This window comes from Lentzea sp. NPDC055074 (assembly GCF_053608005.1).
Window position 1 is genome coordinate 58,287 of the sequence record NZ_JBSGUQ010000014.1, and the last position, 15,501, is coordinate 73,787.

20 protein-coding genes are annotated in these 15,501 nt (G+C 68.7%); 9 read left to right on the forward strand and 11 right to left on the reverse strand.

The window, feature by feature from the left end:
* Positions 1-63: 63 nt before the first annotated feature.
* A complete protein-coding gene (gene sodN, locus ACWF7A_RS28355) occupies positions 64-471 on the forward strand; it encodes a superoxide dismutase, Ni (RefSeq protein ID WP_093592081.1) in 408 nt (135 codons plus the stop codon).
* 77 nt (positions 472-548) lie between these two features.
* On the opposite strand, the gene ACWF7A_RS28360 is transcribed toward sodN, so the two are convergent.
* Complete coding sequence (locus tag ACWF7A_RS28360) at positions 549-1,382, reverse strand: oxidoreductase (protein WP_452253532.1); 834 nt, start codon at positions 1,380-1,382, stop codon at positions 549-551.
* A 151-nt stretch (positions 1,383-1,533) separates the two neighbouring features.
* Here ACWF7A_RS28360 and ACWF7A_RS28365 point away from each other — a divergent pair, with 151 nt between their 5' ends.
* A complete protein-coding gene (locus tag ACWF7A_RS28365) occupies positions 1,534-2,391 on the forward strand; it encodes a helix-turn-helix domain-containing protein (RefSeq protein ID WP_452253533.1) in 858 nt (285 codons plus the stop codon).
* Here the strand turns inward: ACWF7A_RS28365 and ACWF7A_RS28370 are convergent.
* Positions 2,375-5,035, reverse strand: coding sequence for an alpha/beta hydrolase family protein (locus ACWF7A_RS28370; protein ID WP_452253534.1), 2,661 nt, complete (start codon positions 5,033-5,035; stop codon positions 2,375-2,377). The two genes, ACWF7A_RS28365 and ACWF7A_RS28370, sit on opposite strands and share 17 nt — an antisense overlap.
* Positions 5,036-5,185: 150 nt before the next feature.
* Positions 5,186-5,347 carry a hypothetical protein gene (locus ACWF7A_RS28375; RefSeq protein ID WP_452253535.1) on the reverse strand — a complete coding sequence of 54 codons (162 nt, stop codon included), beginning with the start codon at positions 5,345-5,347 and terminating at the stop codon, positions 5,186-5,188.
* 68 nt (positions 5,348-5,415) lie between these two features.
* On the opposite strand from ACWF7A_RS28375, the gene ACWF7A_RS28380 reads away from it, so the two are divergent.
* From ACWF7A_RS28380 to ACWF7A_RS28390, 3 genes are all read left to right on the forward strand, one after another.
* Positions 5,416-6,012 carry a histidine phosphatase family protein gene (locus tag ACWF7A_RS28380; RefSeq protein ID WP_452253536.1) on the forward strand — a complete coding sequence of 199 codons (597 nt, stop codon included), beginning with the start codon at positions 5,416-5,418 and terminating at the stop codon, positions 6,010-6,012.
* Entirely contained in the window at positions 6,012-6,485 is a 474-nt protein-coding gene (locus tag ACWF7A_RS28385; protein WP_452253537.1) for an N-acetyltransferase family protein, read from the forward strand. The genes ACWF7A_RS28380 and ACWF7A_RS28385 overlap by 1 nt, the downstream gene beginning before the upstream one ends.
* A 125-nt stretch (positions 6,486-6,610) precedes the next feature.
* Positions 6,611-7,030: a DUF5684 domain-containing protein gene (locus ACWF7A_RS28390; RefSeq protein WP_452253538.1), complete on the forward strand. Its 420-nt coding sequence runs from the start codon at positions 6,611-6,613 to the stop codon at positions 7,028-7,030.
* Between the two features lie 78 nt (positions 7,031-7,108).
* Here the strand turns inward: ACWF7A_RS28390 and ACWF7A_RS28395 are convergent, their stop codons facing one another.
* The 3 genes from ACWF7A_RS28395 to ACWF7A_RS28405 all read right to left on the reverse strand — a co-directional run bounded on the left by ACWF7A_RS28395 (position 7,109) and on the right by ACWF7A_RS28405 (position 9,275).
* Positions 7,109-7,909, reverse strand: coding sequence for an SAM-dependent methyltransferase (locus ACWF7A_RS28395; protein ID WP_452253539.1), 801 nt, complete (start codon positions 7,907-7,909; stop codon positions 7,109-7,111).
* A 156-nt stretch (positions 7,910-8,065) separates the two neighbouring features.
* Positions 8,066-8,773: a S1 family peptidase gene (locus ACWF7A_RS28400; RefSeq protein WP_452253540.1), complete on the reverse strand. Its 708-nt coding sequence runs from the start codon at positions 8,771-8,773 to the stop codon at positions 8,066-8,068.
* Between the two features lie 82 nt (positions 8,774-8,855).
* Positions 8,856-9,275: a hypothetical protein gene (locus tag ACWF7A_RS28405; protein ID WP_452253541.1), complete on the reverse strand. Its 420-nt coding sequence runs from the start codon at positions 9,273-9,275 to the stop codon at positions 8,856-8,858.
* 251 nt (positions 9,276-9,526) lie between these two features.
* Here ACWF7A_RS28405 and ACWF7A_RS28410 point away from each other — a divergent pair, with 251 nt between their 5' ends.
* Positions 9,527-10,462 carry a diacylglycerol/lipid kinase family protein gene (locus ACWF7A_RS28410; RefSeq protein WP_452253542.1) on the forward strand — a complete coding sequence of 312 codons (936 nt, stop codon included), beginning with the start codon at positions 9,527-9,529 and terminating at the stop codon, positions 10,460-10,462.
* Positions 10,463-10,708: 246 nt separating this feature from the next.
* Positions 10,709-10,963 carry a WhiB family transcriptional regulator gene (locus ACWF7A_RS28415; RefSeq protein WP_015104912.1) on the forward strand — a complete coding sequence of 85 codons (255 nt, stop codon included), beginning with the start codon at positions 10,709-10,711 and terminating at the stop codon, positions 10,961-10,963.
* Positions 10,964-11,105: 142 nt separating this feature from the next.
* On the opposite strand, the gene ACWF7A_RS28420 is transcribed toward ACWF7A_RS28415, so the two are convergent.
* Positions 11,106-12,584 carry a histidine kinase N-terminal domain-containing protein gene (locus tag ACWF7A_RS28420; RefSeq protein ID WP_452253721.1) on the reverse strand — a complete coding sequence of 493 codons (1,479 nt, stop codon included), beginning with the start codon at positions 12,582-12,584 and terminating at the stop codon, positions 11,106-11,108.
* 126 nt (positions 12,585-12,710) lie between these two features.
* Between ACWF7A_RS28420 and ACWF7A_RS28425 the strand changes: the two genes are divergently transcribed.
* Positions 12,711-12,785, forward strand: a complete 75-nt coding sequence (locus ACWF7A_RS28425) for a 50S ribosomal protein bL37 (RefSeq protein WP_369809028.1) — start codon at positions 12,711-12,713, stop codon at positions 12,783-12,785.
* A 64-nt stretch (positions 12,786-12,849) separates the two neighbouring features.
* Here the strand turns inward: ACWF7A_RS28425 and rsrA are convergent, their stop codons facing one another.
* On the reverse strand, positions 12,850-13,110 hold the full coding sequence (gene rsrA, locus ACWF7A_RS28430) for a mycothiol system anti-sigma-R factor (protein ID WP_189154252.1): 261 nt from the start codon (positions 13,108-13,110) through the stop codon (positions 12,850-12,852).
* Positions 13,107-13,772 carry a sigma-70 family RNA polymerase sigma factor gene (locus ACWF7A_RS28435; RefSeq protein ID WP_452253543.1) on the reverse strand — a complete coding sequence of 222 codons (666 nt, stop codon included), beginning with the start codon at positions 13,770-13,772 and terminating at the stop codon, positions 13,107-13,109. The genes rsrA and ACWF7A_RS28435 overlap by 4 nt, the downstream gene beginning before the upstream one ends.
* 50 nt (positions 13,773-13,822) lie before the next feature.
* Between ACWF7A_RS28435 and ybaK the strand changes: the two genes are divergently transcribed.
* Complete coding sequence (gene ybaK / locus ACWF7A_RS28440; protein ID WP_452253544.1) at positions 13,823-14,299, forward strand: Cys-tRNA(Pro) deacylase; 477 nt, start codon at positions 13,823-13,825, stop codon at positions 14,297-14,299.
* On the opposite strand, the gene ACWF7A_RS28445 is transcribed toward ybaK, so the two are convergent.
* Both ACWF7A_RS28445 and ACWF7A_RS28450 read right to left on the reverse strand, forming a co-directional pair.
* Positions 14,296-14,805 carry a hypothetical protein gene (locus tag ACWF7A_RS28445; RefSeq protein ID WP_452253545.1) on the reverse strand — a complete coding sequence of 170 codons (510 nt, stop codon included), beginning with the start codon at positions 14,803-14,805 and terminating at the stop codon, positions 14,296-14,298. The two genes, ybaK and ACWF7A_RS28445, sit on opposite strands and share 4 nt — an antisense overlap.
* Before the next feature lie 134 nt (positions 14,806-14,939).
* Entirely contained in the window at positions 14,940-15,485 is a 546-nt protein-coding gene (locus ACWF7A_RS28450) for a DinB family protein (RefSeq protein ID WP_452253546.1), read from the reverse strand.
* Positions 15,486-15,501: the final 16 nt, after the last annotated feature.

The window sequence follows — 15,501 nt, forward strand, 5'->3', positions numbered from 1 at the left end:
GATCAGCCGGAGTAGGGTCCTACCTGTCGGAGCATCCACTGTTTTTTCATTCTGGGAGGAACGATGCGACTCGTGTCGCGCATTCTCCGCCCGCGCGTCGAAGCCACCGCGCACTGCGACCTGCCGTGCGGTGTCTACGACCCCGCGCAGGCCCGCATCGAGGCCGAGTCGGTCAAGGCGGTCCAGGAGAAGTACCAGGCCAACGAGGACCCGGAGTTCCGGGAGCGCGCCATCCTGATCAAGGAGCAGCGCAGCGAGCTCGTCAAGCACCACCTGTGGGTGCTGTGGACGGACTACTTCAAGCCGCCGCACTTCGAGAAGTACCCCGAGCTGCACGACCTGTTCAACCGCGCCACCAAGGCCGCGGGCGCGGGCGGCACGAAGGCGTCCATGGACCCGGCCTCGGGTCAGGCGCTTCTCGACCTGATCGCGCAGATCGACAAGATTTTCTGGGAGACCAAGCAGGGCTGAGCCCTTCCTGGCCTTCTAGTCGAACGGCGCCGCTCCCCTGGGCAGGGGGCGGCGCCGTTCGTCGTTGCCGAGGCGTTTCAGGCGGGCACGACGTCGGTCGACCGCGACAGCTCCTGCCACGTCTCCAGCTCCGCACCGACCGCGTCCAGCTTCGCCCGGATGTCCCCCAGCGTGGACGTGCCGAGCGGCAGCCGGGCCGGCATCTCCGCGAGGTCGACGAGGGTCAGCAACGCCTCCGCCGCCTTCACCGGGTCCCCCTCCTGCAGCCCGTGGTTCGCTCCGGCCCACTCCCGGGAGGCGCCACCGGTCGAGGCGTAGTCGGGGATCACCCGCTCCACCTGCCCCAGCGAGGACGAGGCGAGGAAGTCGGTCCGCAACGGCCCGGGCTGCACCGACGTGACCTGGATGCCCAGCGGGGCCAGCTCCAGGCGCAGCGACTCGGTCAGGCCCTCCAGAGCGAACTTCGTGGCGCTGTAGACACCCCACCCGGCCCAGGCGACCACCCCGCCGGTCGAGCTGATGTTGAAAATCCGGCCACTGCGCGCGGCACGCATCACGGGCACCACCGCGCGGATGACGGTCAGCAGGCCGAACACGTTGATGTCGAAGACCGCGCGGGCCTCGGCGTCGCTGGTCTCCTCGACGGCACCGACGAGGCCGCGGCCGGCGTTGTTCACCAGGACGTCGATGCCGCCGAACCGGGCGACGGCCGCCTCCACGGCCGCGTCGGCCTGGTCCTGCGCGGTGACGTCCAGTGGCAGGGCGAGCAGGTTGTCGGAGCGGCCCAGCGCCTCCTCGATCGTGCGCGGGTCGCGGGCGGTGGCGACCACCCTGTCGCCGCGGGTCAGTGCGGCCTTCACGATCTCCAGGCCCAGGCCGCGCGACGCTCCGGTGACGAACCAAACAGACACGGTGTTCTCCTTGCGGGGACGTTGTTGACGCTTTCCATTACGTCCCAGCGAACGAGCAATTCGAAGGGCGTAACTGGTACCCCTCGTAGTGGCTCTGGCAGTACCACCCACGCGCTGCCGACCCGAGAACGAGGCGGCCATACTCGGGAACATGACCAGCGAACTGCGCGACTTCCTCACCTCGCGCCGAGCCGCACTGGCGCCCGAGGACGTGGGGCTGCCCGCCGCCACGACACCGCGCAGGGTCAAAGGGCTGCGGCGGGCCGAGGTGGCGATCCTCGCCGGGGTCAGCGTCGACTACTACGTCAAGCTCGAGCAGGGTCGCGCGCGCAACGTCTCCGGGCAGGTCGTCGACGCCATCGCACGGGCGTTGCGGCTCGACGAGGTCGAGAGCCGCTACTTCGCCGAGCTGCTGCAGCCCGAGCCGTCGCGGCCGGTGACGACGAGGGCCCGGCCCGCGCTGCAGTCCATGATCCGGGCCATGGACGTGCCCGCCGTCATCCACGGGCCGTACCTGGAGATCCTGGGCATCAACCACGCCGGCAAGGCGTTGCTCGACGACTTCGAGGCCATGCCCGCGGAGGACCGCAACCTCGCCAAGTGGATGTTCCTGAACCCACGTGCGCGGGTCGTCTACCGCGACTGGGCCGCGGTCGCCGCCGACATCGTCGCCACGCTGCGCGCCTCCGTCATCCCCGGCCGCGACAACGACGCCCTGGCGCGGATCGTCGGGGACCTGAGCACGCGGTCGGAGGAGTTCGCGGCCATGTGGGCGGACTACCGGCTCTCCGAGCACCAGCACGGCGTCAAGCGGTTCTTCCACGAGGCCGTGGGCGACATGAAGCTCAACTGGCAGACGTTGCGCCTGCCGGACGGGCCGGGGCAGACCGTCGTCGTCTACAGCGCCGACACGGGCTCGCCGTCGGAGGAGAAGCTCCGGCTCCTGGGGAGCTGGGCAGCGGGTGGCCGCCGAAGCGACCACCCGCGCACGGTCACGCCGCCTCGGTGACCTCGCCCGTCACCTCGAACTCGGTGCCGGTGGGCGAGTTGCCCTCGAACTTCAGCCGGACCTGCTCCTCGCCCTCCGCCTCGGTGTCGGTCGCGGTCGGCACCTCGAACTCGGCCGAGGTCTGACCCGCCGGGACGAACACGAAGAACATCAGCTGCGTCGACGACAGCGGACGGGACGGCAGCGGCTCCTCACCGGAGTTCTGCCGGAGCCAGTCCGCGTCGACGTCCGTTGTGGACAGTTCGGTGCCGGAGGCGGGTGCCACCGGGGCGCCGAACACGGAGACGGCCGAGTCCGCGGTCTCCGACAGCGTCAGCTTCCACTTCAGGGTGCCGCCCTCGGTCACGCTGCCGGCGACGGGCGTCACCGTCAGCTTCGGCGCCGGGTCGTCGTCGCGCACGAGCAGGCCGCCCATCGCGGATCCGACGACGGCGTTGGAGATCGCCTGCACCGACACGGGATGCCGGACGTCGCCGCCCCACTTCGTGTTGCCGGTGAAGGTGACGGGCACCTCGGCGCGGCTCTCGCCCTGCTTCAGCGTCACGAGCTTGGTGGCGGACACGTTGCCCGGCTCGTTGTAGAAGAGCCGGATGACGCGGGTTCCGTTGCCGCCGGCGGTGACGACGATGGTGCGCGTCTGCGTGCCGGAGTCGCCCTCGTCGACGGTCGTGACGGTGGCGTCGACCCGAGCCAGGCGCGCGGGAAGCAGCGGCACGAGGCCCTTGTCCCAGCCGTACGCGTCGATCAGCCACGCCTCGCCGGACGCGGACTCGGGCACCAGCTCCAGCGACGCGACCCGGCCGATGCCGGAGGCCAGCGGCACGCGAACTTCCTGCGCCCACAACGAACTCGTCCGGTCGCTACCGGGAAGGCCGGCCACGGACACCGACCCGAGCACGTGCCTGAGTCCAGTGTGGTCGGTCACGGCGACACCGAACCTGGACGCCGGCGCGTTCGGCGGCACGGCCAGGCGCAGCGCCAGATCACGCGAGCCGTCCAACGACACCGGCGAGGAAGGCGTGACCGCACCGGCCTGGCCGGCGGCAGTCCACTTCAGCGCCACCGCGAGACGTTCGGGCTGGGACACGGCACCGCGGAAGCCGACGAAGTGCGGCGAACGCGCGGTGCTGCAAGCGACAGCGGCGTCCCGGGACGTCTGCTGGCAGACGCGCGCGCTTCCGGACACAGCGGTAGAACCGTCCGGCACGACGAACGACTTCCGGTCGCCACCGATGGCGTGCGAGAGCACACGAGCCGGGTCGGCGGACGGAGCGCGCACGCCCGAGCCGTCGAGCAACGGCAGCACGGACTCGTCACGGCCGAGGAACAGCCGCGCGGACGCCGCGAGGTAGGTGGCGCCCGCGGTCTGCTGCTGCTCGGCGGTCAGGCGGGTCGGAACACCCGGCGTGCACAACGGGTCCGGCTGCTGGCCCGGCCAGAAGTCGTCGGACGCCGGCGCCTCGGCCTGGCCGGGCGTCCACTCGCTGTTGAAGTAGTTGTGGTTCGCGCCGATCATGTACAGCGCGCTGTGCAGGGCCTCGCCACGGCTCAGGCCGCGGGTCTGGTCGACGAAGATCTGGCCCTGCAGGTCGGACACGTCCCCGTCGCAGCCGGGCAGGAACGTCACCGAGGGCACGTCCGGCGCCGGGTTGTGGCCGAAGATCGTGGGGCCGATCAGCACGTTCCCGCGGATGTTCCACCGCACCGGGCCGCTGAACCCGGTGTCGCCGGGCGGCGGGGTGAGGCTGTCGGTGGCGGCGCGGTTGACGCCCTCGCCACCGCGGGAATGGCCCATCAGCAACACCTTCGCCATGTCGGCGGGCGGCGCGGACTCCACCGCGGCGGGCGCGGACCCGCGGCCGGAGGCCCAGTCCGCCCACTTCGCCAGGTGGTGACGCACCAGCGACGACCGGCCCTGCGCGCCGGCGTCGGCGGTCAGCGCGTCCTGGGCGTTGATGCCGTTCGCGGAGATCGACACCGTCAGATACCCCTGCGACGCCAGCAACTGCTGCGCCTTCAGATAACCCTTGTGGCTCGGCACGGCGGTCAAGCCGCTGGGGCACGGCCAGCTCATCCTGATCTGGTTCGGATCGGACTTGCTGTAGCAGGTGAAGTGCCTGCCGTGCAGCAGGAGCACGAGCGGCCGCTTGCCGGGCGCCCCCTTCGGCGCGACGACCACGGCCTCCATCTCGATCGGCGCGGCGTACTCGGGAAGCTTCACCGGGTCGAGCGAGTACTCACCGGTGGTGGTGGCGTACGGCCCCGGCGTGCCCGGATCCACGTCCGCCTGCGGCTGCGGCGCCGGCAGCTCGGGCACGGACAGTCCCGCGGCCGGCGGTTCCGGCACGTCCAGGCGCCTGCCCGCGGACCGCACCTGGAGCGCGGCGGGGTCCTTCAGCGCGGCCTTCAGCGTGAAGGACCGCAGGTTCGCGGACTCCTGGGCGCGTCCGAGGAACCGGTCGCCCTCCCAGAACTCGACGCCCGCGTCGCGCAGCGGCACGGGCGTGGCGGTGGTCCATCTGACCAGGTCTCCGGAGACGGTCCAGCCCGGTGTGGAAGGTGGTTCCGGCGCGGCCGACGCGGGCAGCGCCGGTAGTGCCGCGGCCATCAGAACAGGCAGGAGAAGCGTGATCGAACGTCGCATGTGCGGGTCCCCCTCAGAAGGACGATCCACTCCGTTCTAGCGACGCAGCACTCCACGCGGCACGAATGAGGCCCGGAATCTGCCAATCGAAACGACAATCAGCCGTGAGTAGTACGCCGTTCAGCCCAAACGGCCGGAACGGCGCGGTTTTCACAACCCTCTGGCGTCCGTGTCGCGCTCGGTCTGGCTCAGCTTGTTCCACGTCGAGGTCAGCTCCGCCCGGATGCGTGCGACGCGAACCCCGAAGGCCTCGCGGATCTCCTGGGGGTCGACCTCGTCGGGTGCGCCGTGGTCGGGCTGCTCGGCGGTCATGGCGCGCCGGGTACCTCGCGGGAGGACTCCTCCAAACGTGCTCCCCGTCACTGCCTAGGATCGAACAGGTGAGCACCCACCTCTACCTGCTGCGGCACGGCCAGACCGAGTGGTCCGAGAGCGGCAGGCACACGGGACGCACTGACATCGAGCTGACGCCCGAGGGCGAGCAGCAGGCACGCCGCGCGGGCGCCGTGCTCGCCCGGCTGAGAGGCACGGACCAGGCTCCCGCACTCGTGCTGACCAGCCCGCGGCAGCGCGCCACCAGAACGGCCGCGCTGGCCGGGCTGGAGGTCGGCGCGACGACCGAGGACCTGGCCGAATGGGACTACGGCGACTACGAGGGCATCACCACGCCGCAGATCCGCGAGCGCGTGCCCGGCTGGACGGTGTGGACGCACCCGATGCCGAACGGCGAAACGCACGCGGAGGTGCAGGAACGGGCGCGCAAGGTGCTCGGCGAGGTGCGCAAGACCCTGCCCGGCGGTGACGTCGTGCTGGTCGGTCACGGGCACTTCAGCCGCGTGCTGATCGCGGCGTGGCTCGGTCTCGCGCCCGACCAGGGCGTCCACTTCGGACTGGACCCGGCCGGCATCTGCCAGCTGGGCGACGAGCGGGGCGACCCGCAGGTGCGCAGGCTCAACGTGCCTGCCTGGGAGGTGTGATGATCCGGCGGGTGGAACCGCGCGACGTCGACGCGGTCGTGGGGCTGGTGTACGAACTGGCGCTGTACGAGAAGGCGCCGGAACAGTGCCACCTCACATCGGAACAGTTGCACACCGCGCTGTTCGGCGAGAGTCCCGCACTCTTCGGTCACGTGGCCGAAGTGGACGGTCAGGTCGTCGGGATCGCGTTGTGGTTCCTGAACTTCTCGACGTGGGACGGGGTGCACGGCATCTACCTCGAGGACCTCTACGTCACGCCGGACCAGCGTGGCAAGGGCCTCGGGAAGCAGTTGCTGGAAGCGCTTGCCCAGGAGTGCGTCGCGAAGGGGTACAGCCGTCTGCAGTGGTGGGTGCTGAACTGGAACGAGCCCAGCATCGGGTTCTACAAGTCGTTGGGCGCCATACCGATGGACGAGTGGACGACCATGCGCGTCGCGGACGAAGCCCTGGCCAAGCTCGGCTCGTCACTCTGAAGGTTGACAGAAGGTCTCAAAAGGCTCACGAAACGGGAATTCCACTGAGGACGGGTGCACGGTGCTGGCAGCGTCCCCGCTCGCCGATCCCCCGGCACAAGTAAGCGTGGAAAGAAGGAACGACCGTGGGCACTGACCCGACCACCATCGACCCGAATGCCGCAGCCGCAGTCTCCGGCGTCTTCCTGGTGATCAGCCTCATCTTCGCGGTGATCGGCATCATCATCATGTGGAAGGTCAACACCAAGGCCGGGCAGCCGGGCTGGGCCGCGATCATCCCGATCTACAACATCTACGTGTGGCTCAAGATCGCCGGCCGTCCGGGCTGGTGGCTGATCCTGATGCTGATCCCGTTCGTGAACATCGTCATCTCGGTGATCGTGTCGATCGACATCGCGAAGTCGTTCGCGAAGGACACCGTGTTCGGCGTCGTGGGCCTGTGGCTGTTCAGCCTCATCGGCTACGCGATCCTCGCGTTCGGCAGCGCGCAGTACCGCGGCCCGGCGGCTCTCGCCGGTCAGCCGCAGGGCGCGTACCGGGGCTGACACAGCCCGAGCGACCGTCAAGGCCGGGTCCGCGAAGCCTCCCCTGTGCTTCGGGCCCGGCCTTTGCCGTTCCCGGCCTCAGATCATCCCGACGGCGCCGTACGTGGACGCGTCGGCAGCGGCGGACGTGCCGGGCAGCTCCCCGTCCGCCCTCCAGTGGGCGGCGAGCACGAGCCCCGGCTCCAGCAGCTTCAGGCCGCAGAGGAACTCCTCCACGTCCTGCTTGGAGCGCGGCACGAGCTTCAGGCCCATGTCGTCCCCGAGGTCGACGAGCTGGCCGACGAGCTCCGGCTCCACGTCCTTCGTGAGATGCGTCAACGCGAGAACGCTGCCCTCGGACAACGCGGCCCGATAGCGCGCGACGACGCCTGCGGGCTCGTCGGTGACGTACGGCAGCACGCCGACCATCAGCACGGCGGTCGGCTTGGTGAAGTCGATGAGACGGCGCGTCTCCGGGTGCCGCAGCACGGCGCCGACGTCGCAGACGTCGGACTGCACGATGGCGGCGTTGAGGTTGTCGCGCAGCATCGTGCGGGCGTGGGCCACGGTCACCGCGTCGTTGTCGACGTAGACGACGTTGCACGACGGGTCGAGCGACTGGGAGACCTCGTGGACGTTGCCGGCGGTCGGGATGCCGCTGCCCAGGTCGAGGAACTGGCGAATGCCGTACTCCTCGACGCACAGGCGCACCACGCGCCGCGAGAAGGACCTGATCGTGCGCGCCATCTCGGCGACGGGGAACTTCTGGATGATCTCCTCGGCCAACGCGCGGTCAACCGCGAAGTTGTGGGCTCCACCGAGGTAGTAGTCGAACAGCCGAGCCACGTTCGGGCGTTCGGAATCGCCTTGTGTCGTCACCCGCTGCGGGCCGTCCTGCACTGGGCCACCTCACCATGCTCCCGAGCGGCGCGAACGCTGGAGGCACGGTAACTGGCTACTCCGTTCGTGTCCATCCACCATTAGTGGTCACGTAGGGTGATGGCCCCCGGCCGGAGCCGAGGGCCATCGCAGGGTTACCGCTGGTCAAGCTGCGTGTCAGACGCCCGTGTACTGGGTGATCCAGCTGCGGTAGGGGCCGTGGTTGACGCTGGTGTAGTTGGAACGCGTCGAACGGTCCGACGTCGAGGCGACGCCGACCTGGCGGCCGTTGGCGAACATCGGGCCGCCGGAGTCACCGCCGGCCGCGATGCCGTCGACCCTGGTCACCGAGATGGCGACGCCACCGCGGTAGTCACGGCCGTTCGTGTTCGTGACGCGCGTGTTCGCGACCTTCAGGTAGCGCGACTGGCAGTTGATCTCCGGCTGGTTGGTGCACGTGGCACCCCAGCCGTAGAGCTGCACGGTCTGGTTGGTCGTGACATTCGCGACGAGCGGGGAGAACGGGCCGGACATCGCCGGTGAGACCCTGGCCAGCGCCAGGTCGGCCGACGGGTGCTTGATGATCTGGCTCGCGGTGACCATCTGGCCACCGGAGGTCTGGTCCAGGCTGCCCGCGCGGAACGTGTACGTGGCGCTGCTCGCCACGCAGTGCTCAGCCGTCAGGATCCAGTTGGGAGCGATCTTGGTGGCGGAGCAGTTCTCCCGTCCGTTGGCGAACAGGCGCGCCGCGTAGGGGAAGTTCTGGGCGTAGCTGCCGCCGATGATCATCGGCGACATGTCCGGGTTCTCCGGAGCGGCCGTGGCAGCAGGGGCGAGGGAGAGAGCCGCCAGGACGGCGCCCGCGATCGCAATGGTCAAACGCATGGTTGGTCACCTCGTGAGTGCAGGGAGTGGTTAAGCAACCACGCACAGCTTCACCCGGACGTGTGACCGTGACCACCCTCCTTTAGTCGGCTTTGTCGACTTCTGATTCGTCGATGTAGCCAATGGCCCACTTGCGGCCGTCGTTCGTGAACAGGAACACGAGCACGACGACGCAGTAGATGCCGCCCAACGAGCCGATCAGCGGCTGCTCCGACGGTCCGTACGCGTACCAGGCGCAGCCGAGCAGCAGCAGCTGCGTGACGATCACGGGCGTGCGGGCGCCGTGGTGGCCGCGGAACAACATGACCGTCGCGAAGAGCACGCCGCCGAACCAGAGCACGAGCACACCGGCCGCACCGAGGATCGGACCCGCGGGGGTCGAGCCCCCGATCACCCGGATGACGAGGGCGACGGCCAGCGCGATACCGCCCAGACCCTGCACGAAGGTCAGTGCCGAGGCGATGCGCACCGGGCGCGGCGGCGCCTGGGTCTGAGTGCTCACGGGAGACCTTTCCTCACGTTCTGTACTGGTCACGGATCGTATGCCACCCGGTTGGAGGGCTCTCCGAGCACGTCCGGCGCGGGAAGATCAAGGGGCCTTCAGCGAGCCGGCGGTCGTCCGGGGTGCACTCACTGCGAGGCGGACGCGGCAGGCTACTGAAGGGAGATTTGCGCCACTTTCGTGAGGCTGGAGCCACCCTGAGGGAGGACATGCGAGCCGCGGACGGTCACGCACTGTCTTACTCTCAAGTAGTGCGCGCTCTTCTCGTGGTGAACCCGCAGGCGACAACAACGACGCCCGCGGGCCGTGACGTGTTGGCCCACGCACTCGCCAGCGACGTGAAGCTGGAGGTCATCGAGACCTCCTACCGCGGCCATGCGGCGGACGCCGCCCACCAGGCGGCGGGAGACGGGTTCGACCTCGTCATCGCCCACGGCGGCGACGGCACGGTCAACGAGGTGGTCAACGGCATCCTGCGCGGCGGCCCCCGCCCCGAGAAGCCGATGCTGGGCGTCGTGCCCGGCGGTTCGGCCAACGTCTTCGCGGGCGCGCTCGGCATCCCGCGCGATCCCGTCGAGGCCACGCACGTCCTGCTGCAGGCCATCGAGCACGGCACCAAGCGCCGGATCGGGCTCGGGCAGGTCTTCGCGGACGTCATCGAGGACGGCCGCTGGTTCACCTTCAACGCGGGCATGGGCCTCGACGCCGATGTCGTCGCCGGCGTGGAACGCAAGCGCGCCAAGGGCCGCAACGCGAGTCCCGCCCTCTATCTGAGCGTCGCGCTCAAGGCCTACGCGCAACTCGTGCGCAAGCCGCAGCACTTCGTCGTCGAGGTGCCCGACGAGGCGCCGTTCGACGACGTCGGCATGGTGTTCGTGTCGAACACCGACCCGTGGACGTACTTCGGTGACAAGGCGATCCAGCTCAACCCCAGCACGTCGTTCGACGGCGGCCTCGGTCTGAGTGCGCTGAAGACGTTGCGGGTACCCACGGTCGGGCGCTACATCGCCCAGGTTCTCGCCACCGGGAATCCGAAGAGCGCGAAACTCGTTCGGCGTGACGACGTGGGTTATGTCAGAGTGAAGTGCGAGGAGCCCGCGAACCTCCAGGTCGACGGAGATTTCCTCGGAACGACCACCGCGGTGGAGTTCCAGGCGGTCCCGGATGCGTTGACTGTTGCTGTATAAGGAACTTGACAGTCCGTGATCGGTTCGTGACCGTCTCGGTACCCACCCGCGATGTACTGCAGTCGAGTGACAGCAGAGCGTGAAACCCCAGGTGAACGCTGTCGATCTTTTGGGTGAGTTCACTCACCGGGTCAGTGCTTACCCCTTGACATCTCTGCCGTTCGTGAAAGCATTCACAAGCACCCCAAAAACGACCGCTGACAACCGGCGTGCCCTTGTGCGCGCCTAGGCTGAGGAGTAGTTCCAATGGACTGGCGCCACCGCGCGATCTGCCGCGACGAGGACCCCGAGCTGTTCTTCCCCGTTGGGAACAGTGGTCCCGCGCTGCTTCAGATCGCCGAGGCGAAGACCGTCTGCCGCCGTTGCCCCGTCGTCTCGGACTGCCTCGCGTGGGCGCTCGAGAGCGGCCAGGACGCCGGCGTCTGGGGCGGGATGAGCGAAGACGAGCGCCGCGCCCTCAAGCGCCGCAACGCTCGCACGCGCGCCCGCAGCAACGCCTGAGCAGGCAGTTAGCCTCTTAAGACAGACAGAGAAGAAGCCCGACACCGTGCCAGGTGTCGGGCTTCTTCTTTTTGTTTGCACACCCTCCCGCATGACCACGTGAGACCGCTGAGGCTGATCGTCACGTGTGCACGGCGTTAGTTTAGCGCCGTGCTCTGAGCGGCACGCGCAGGACCGCCTCAGTACCGCCTCGGGGCCGTCGCCGCAAGCTCAGGGAGCCTCTCAATTCGGAATCGACGAGGGTCCGAACGATCTGCAGACCCAGCCGATCGGTGCGTTCCAGCGAGAAACCCTGCGGAAGACCCTTGCCGTCGTCGGTGATCGTCACGTCGAGCCATTTCGCGGACCGCTCGGAACGCACGACGACCTCCCCGCGCTGGCCAGGGGCGTACGCGTGCTCGAAGGCGTTCTGCACGAGCTCGGTCAGCACCATGACCAGCGGGGTGGCGATCTCGGCCGGCACGATGCCGAAACCGCCCTCGCGACGCACGCTCACCTGGGTCTCGGTGACGGCGACGTCGCTCATCATCGGGATAACCTTGTCGACCACGTCGTCGAGGTCGACCCGTTCGTCGACGCTCATCGACAGCGTCTCGTGAACCAGTGCGATGGAGGTCACACGGCGCACGGACTCGGCGAGCGCCTCCTTGGCCTCCGGGTTGTTCAACCTGCGGCTTTGCAGCCTCAGCAGGGCCGCGACGGTCTGCAGGTTGTTCTTCACCCGGTGGTGGATCTCGCGGATCGTGGCGTCCTTGGACATCAACGCACGGTCACGACGACGTACTTCGGTGACGTCGCGGCACAGCACGATGGCGCCCGCGGCCTGCCCGCGCGGCCGAAGGGGCAGAGAACGGAACAACACCGCGGCGCCCCGGCGCGACTCGGCCTCCATGCGCATCGACGGCTGCCCGTCGAGCGCCTGCCGGATGCGCTGCGCGACCTCGGTGGCGTCGAACGGGTCGCCGATCAGGCTGCGGGTCAACGGCGCCAGGTGCACGCCGACCAGGTCGGAGGCGTGCCCCATGCGGTGGTAGGCCGACAGCGCGTTCGGCGAGGCGAACACCACCGCGCCGGACGGGTCGAGCCTGATCAGGCCGTCGCCGACGCGCGGGCTGGTGTGCACGTCCGGCGAGGGCTCGGGCGCGGGGAACGTGCCGTCCGCGATCATCTGGCACAGGTCGGCGGCACTGCCGAGGTATGAGATCTCCAACGGCGACGGCACGCGCGGCACGGCCAGGTTGGTGCTGCGGCTCAGCACCGCGATGACCTGCGTGCCCAGCCGCACCGGGATGGTCTCTCGCCGCACCGGCACGCCCAGGTGCCAGCGCGGGTCCTCCTCGCGGCAGATCCGCGACTCGTCCATGGCCCGGCGCAGCTGCGGGTGCTCCTCGGTGTGCACCTCGCTGCCCACCACGTCCTCGGGGTGGGCCGTGGGCGCCGTCGTGGGACGGGCCTGGGCGACGCAGAGGAACGTGTCGTCCTCGAGCGGGACCCACATGACGAAGTCCGCGAACGACAGGTCGGAGAGGAGCTGCCACTCCGCGACGACCAGTTGGAGGTGGTCGACGGCAGCGCCGGAGAGCTTCGTGTGCTCGGCCAACAGGTCCGTGAGCGTGCTCAGAACTCCTCCATGAGAAACTACGGAAGCTGTGTTCGATTGGTCGGCTGGTCCGACCATCGCGAATTGGTAACCCAGCAGGTCGGCCCAGCCGACGCGGTGAAGCAGTTCTGATCCTAGGAGACACCCATGTCGAAGCGTGCTCGCAAGCGCCGCGACCGCAAAAAGGGCGGCGCCAACCGAGGCAAGCGCCCCAACGCCTGAGTGCTGCGAAAGGCCCTGGTCACCACCACGGTGACCAGGGCCTTTTGTCTTGCCGGGGTACTTCTCAGTCCTCGGTGCGAATCTCCACGATCGTCGCCCGGATGCGCGCCTTCAGATCAGCGGGTGCGTAGTCTCCGCCACACTTGCGGGCGAGCAGCGCCTTGAGGTGCTCCTCCAGCCCGAACTGCTCCAGGCACGGATGGCACTCGTCGAGGTGCGTCTGCAGTGCCGCGCGCCTGCCCTGGTCGCATTCCTGGTCCAGGAACAACCAGACCTCGGACAGCACCTCGGAGCAGTCGGTGTCGTGGGGTTCGCCGCAGTTCATGACGCGTCTCCGTTGCTACCTCGGAGGAAACCACGCTCGCGGGCGACGTCCGCCAGCATGTCGCGGAGCTGGCGACGGCCCCGGTGCAACCGGGACATCACCGTGCCGATCGGGGTGCCCATGATGTCTGCGATCTCCTTGTACGCGAAGCCTTCGACATCGGCGAGGTAGACCGCGATCCGGAACTCCTCCGGCAACCGCTGCAATGCTTCCTTGACGTCGCTGTCGGGCAGGTTGTCGAGTGCCTCGACCTCGGCGCTGCGCAGCCCGGACGAGGTGTGGCTCTCCGCCTGCGCCAGCTGCCAGTCCGTGATCTCGTCGGTCGGCTGCTGAATCGGCTGGCGCTGCTTCTTGCGGTAGCCGTTGATGTAGGTGTTCGTCAGGATCCGGTAGAGCCAGGCCTTCAGGTTCGTGCCCTCCGAGAAGGACGCGAACGCCGAGTAGGCCTTGAGGAACGTCTCCTGCACCAGGTCCTCGGCGTCCGCCGGGTTGCGCGTCATGCGCAGGGCAGCCGAGTACAGCTGGTCGAGCATGGGCATCGCGTCGCGCTCGAAACGTGCAGCGCGCTCCGCCGTCGTCTCTGTCGTGCCGGTGGCGGGCACCGCGCTCCCTTCCCACAGGTTCTGGGTCGGGACTGACTTTACGCGTGACCGCTCAAGCATGTTCGTTGCCACGTTCTGAGTAACAACAGCGGGGCTGGTAGTAATTCCGCATGGCCGGACGTGGGACCCCCGCCACAGCGCTGCTGGACAAGCAGCGGGTGGCGCACACCTTGCACTCGTACGAGCACGACCCCCGCCACGAGTCCTACGGGCTGGAGGCGGCCGAGGCGCTCGGGCTGGTGCCGGGCCGCGTGTTCAAGACGCTCGTGGCCGAGGTGGACGGCAAGCTCGCGGTCGGCGTCGTGCCGGTGACCGTCCAGCTGGACCTGAAGGGTCTCGCGGCGGCGCTGAAGGGCAAGAAGGCGAAGATGGCCGTCGTCGCCGACGCCGAGCGCGCCACCGGTTATGTCGCCGGAGGAATTTCGCCGCTCGGCCAGAAGAAACGCCTTCCGGTCGTGATCGACGAGTCGGCGTTGCAATTCGAGACGGTTTTCTGCAGCGCGGGCAGGCGTGGTCTCGAAGTCGAGATCACGCCTGCCGAACTGGTGCGACTCACCAATGCGGTGGTCGCCGGAATCAGTGCTTAACCGACCGGCGCCACGATGCCACCGCTGCGGACGTAGTCAGCACCGATACCGGACGCCGGCCACGCGACGGTGACCAGAGCGCCCAGCTGGCCCTGGCCGGGCAGGTTGAAGCGGACGAAGGCGGGGAACTGCTGGGGGCCCTCGCTGTTCGACGCCACGTACTTGGCGGCGTAGCTGTCCCCGCCGATCAGCGTCTCGCTGTACGGAGGCTGGCCTCCGTTCAGGGCGGCGTGGACGTCGTTGCCTTTCCAGTCGAGAAAGCGCAGGTTGCTCACGGTGCCACCGATCCTGCAGGAGACACCCTCCGCGGCGACGAACCGGATCACGTGCGCCTTGTCCTTGGCCGACGGAGAGCGCATGTCGTCGACGCGGATCGCCAGATCGTCGCCGGTGCACCACGGGGCCGCCGCCGGGTCGGAGGCCTGGGCGGCAGAGGACGCCACGACGCCCAATGTGGCGGTGCCGGCCAGTGCGGTCGCGGTCGCAATCGTGCGGAAACGGCTCACGTGTTCTCCCCGAATTCGTCTCGACAGGCGTTCGCCTTGCACACTGATCGACGACTCGGAGATACACCCGGTTGTCCCGAAGATAAGATTTCGTACTTTCGGCCGACCAATTCCGCCATTCGGAAGAGCTCGCCCTACTCGCCCGTCTGGCCGTCGATCGCCTCGCGAATGAGGTCGGCGTGGCCGTTGTGCCGGCTGTACTCCTCGACCATGTGCGTGAGGATCCAGCGCAGGCTCACCGTGCGGTCGTCGCCGCGCCACGGCTTGCGCTTGGCCGCCTGACCGAGGTCGCCGGTCTCCAGTGCCTCCTCGACGGCCTTGCGGGCGCGGTCGACCTCGTCCTGCCACAGCGCCAGGAGCTCTTCGGGGGTGTGGCTCGAGGCCGAGTGCCAGTCCCAGTCGTAGTCGGCGTTCCAGTCGACGCTCGCCCACGGCTCCAACGGCTTGCGGTCGTGCAGCACGACGTGGAACCACTGCTGCTCGACGTACGCGAGGTGCTTGACCAGGCCGCCGAGGGTCATCTCCGACTTCGCGGTGGTCTGGGCGAGCTGCTGCGAGGTGAGGCCCTTGGTCTTCCAGACCAGGGTCGCGCGCTGGAACTCCAGGAAGCCGTTCAGGGTGGCGAGCTCGTCGCCGTCCGTCGGAGGTTCGGGCCTGCCTTGGTCATCGAGAAGCGTCATGGGCCGGGACAGTAAT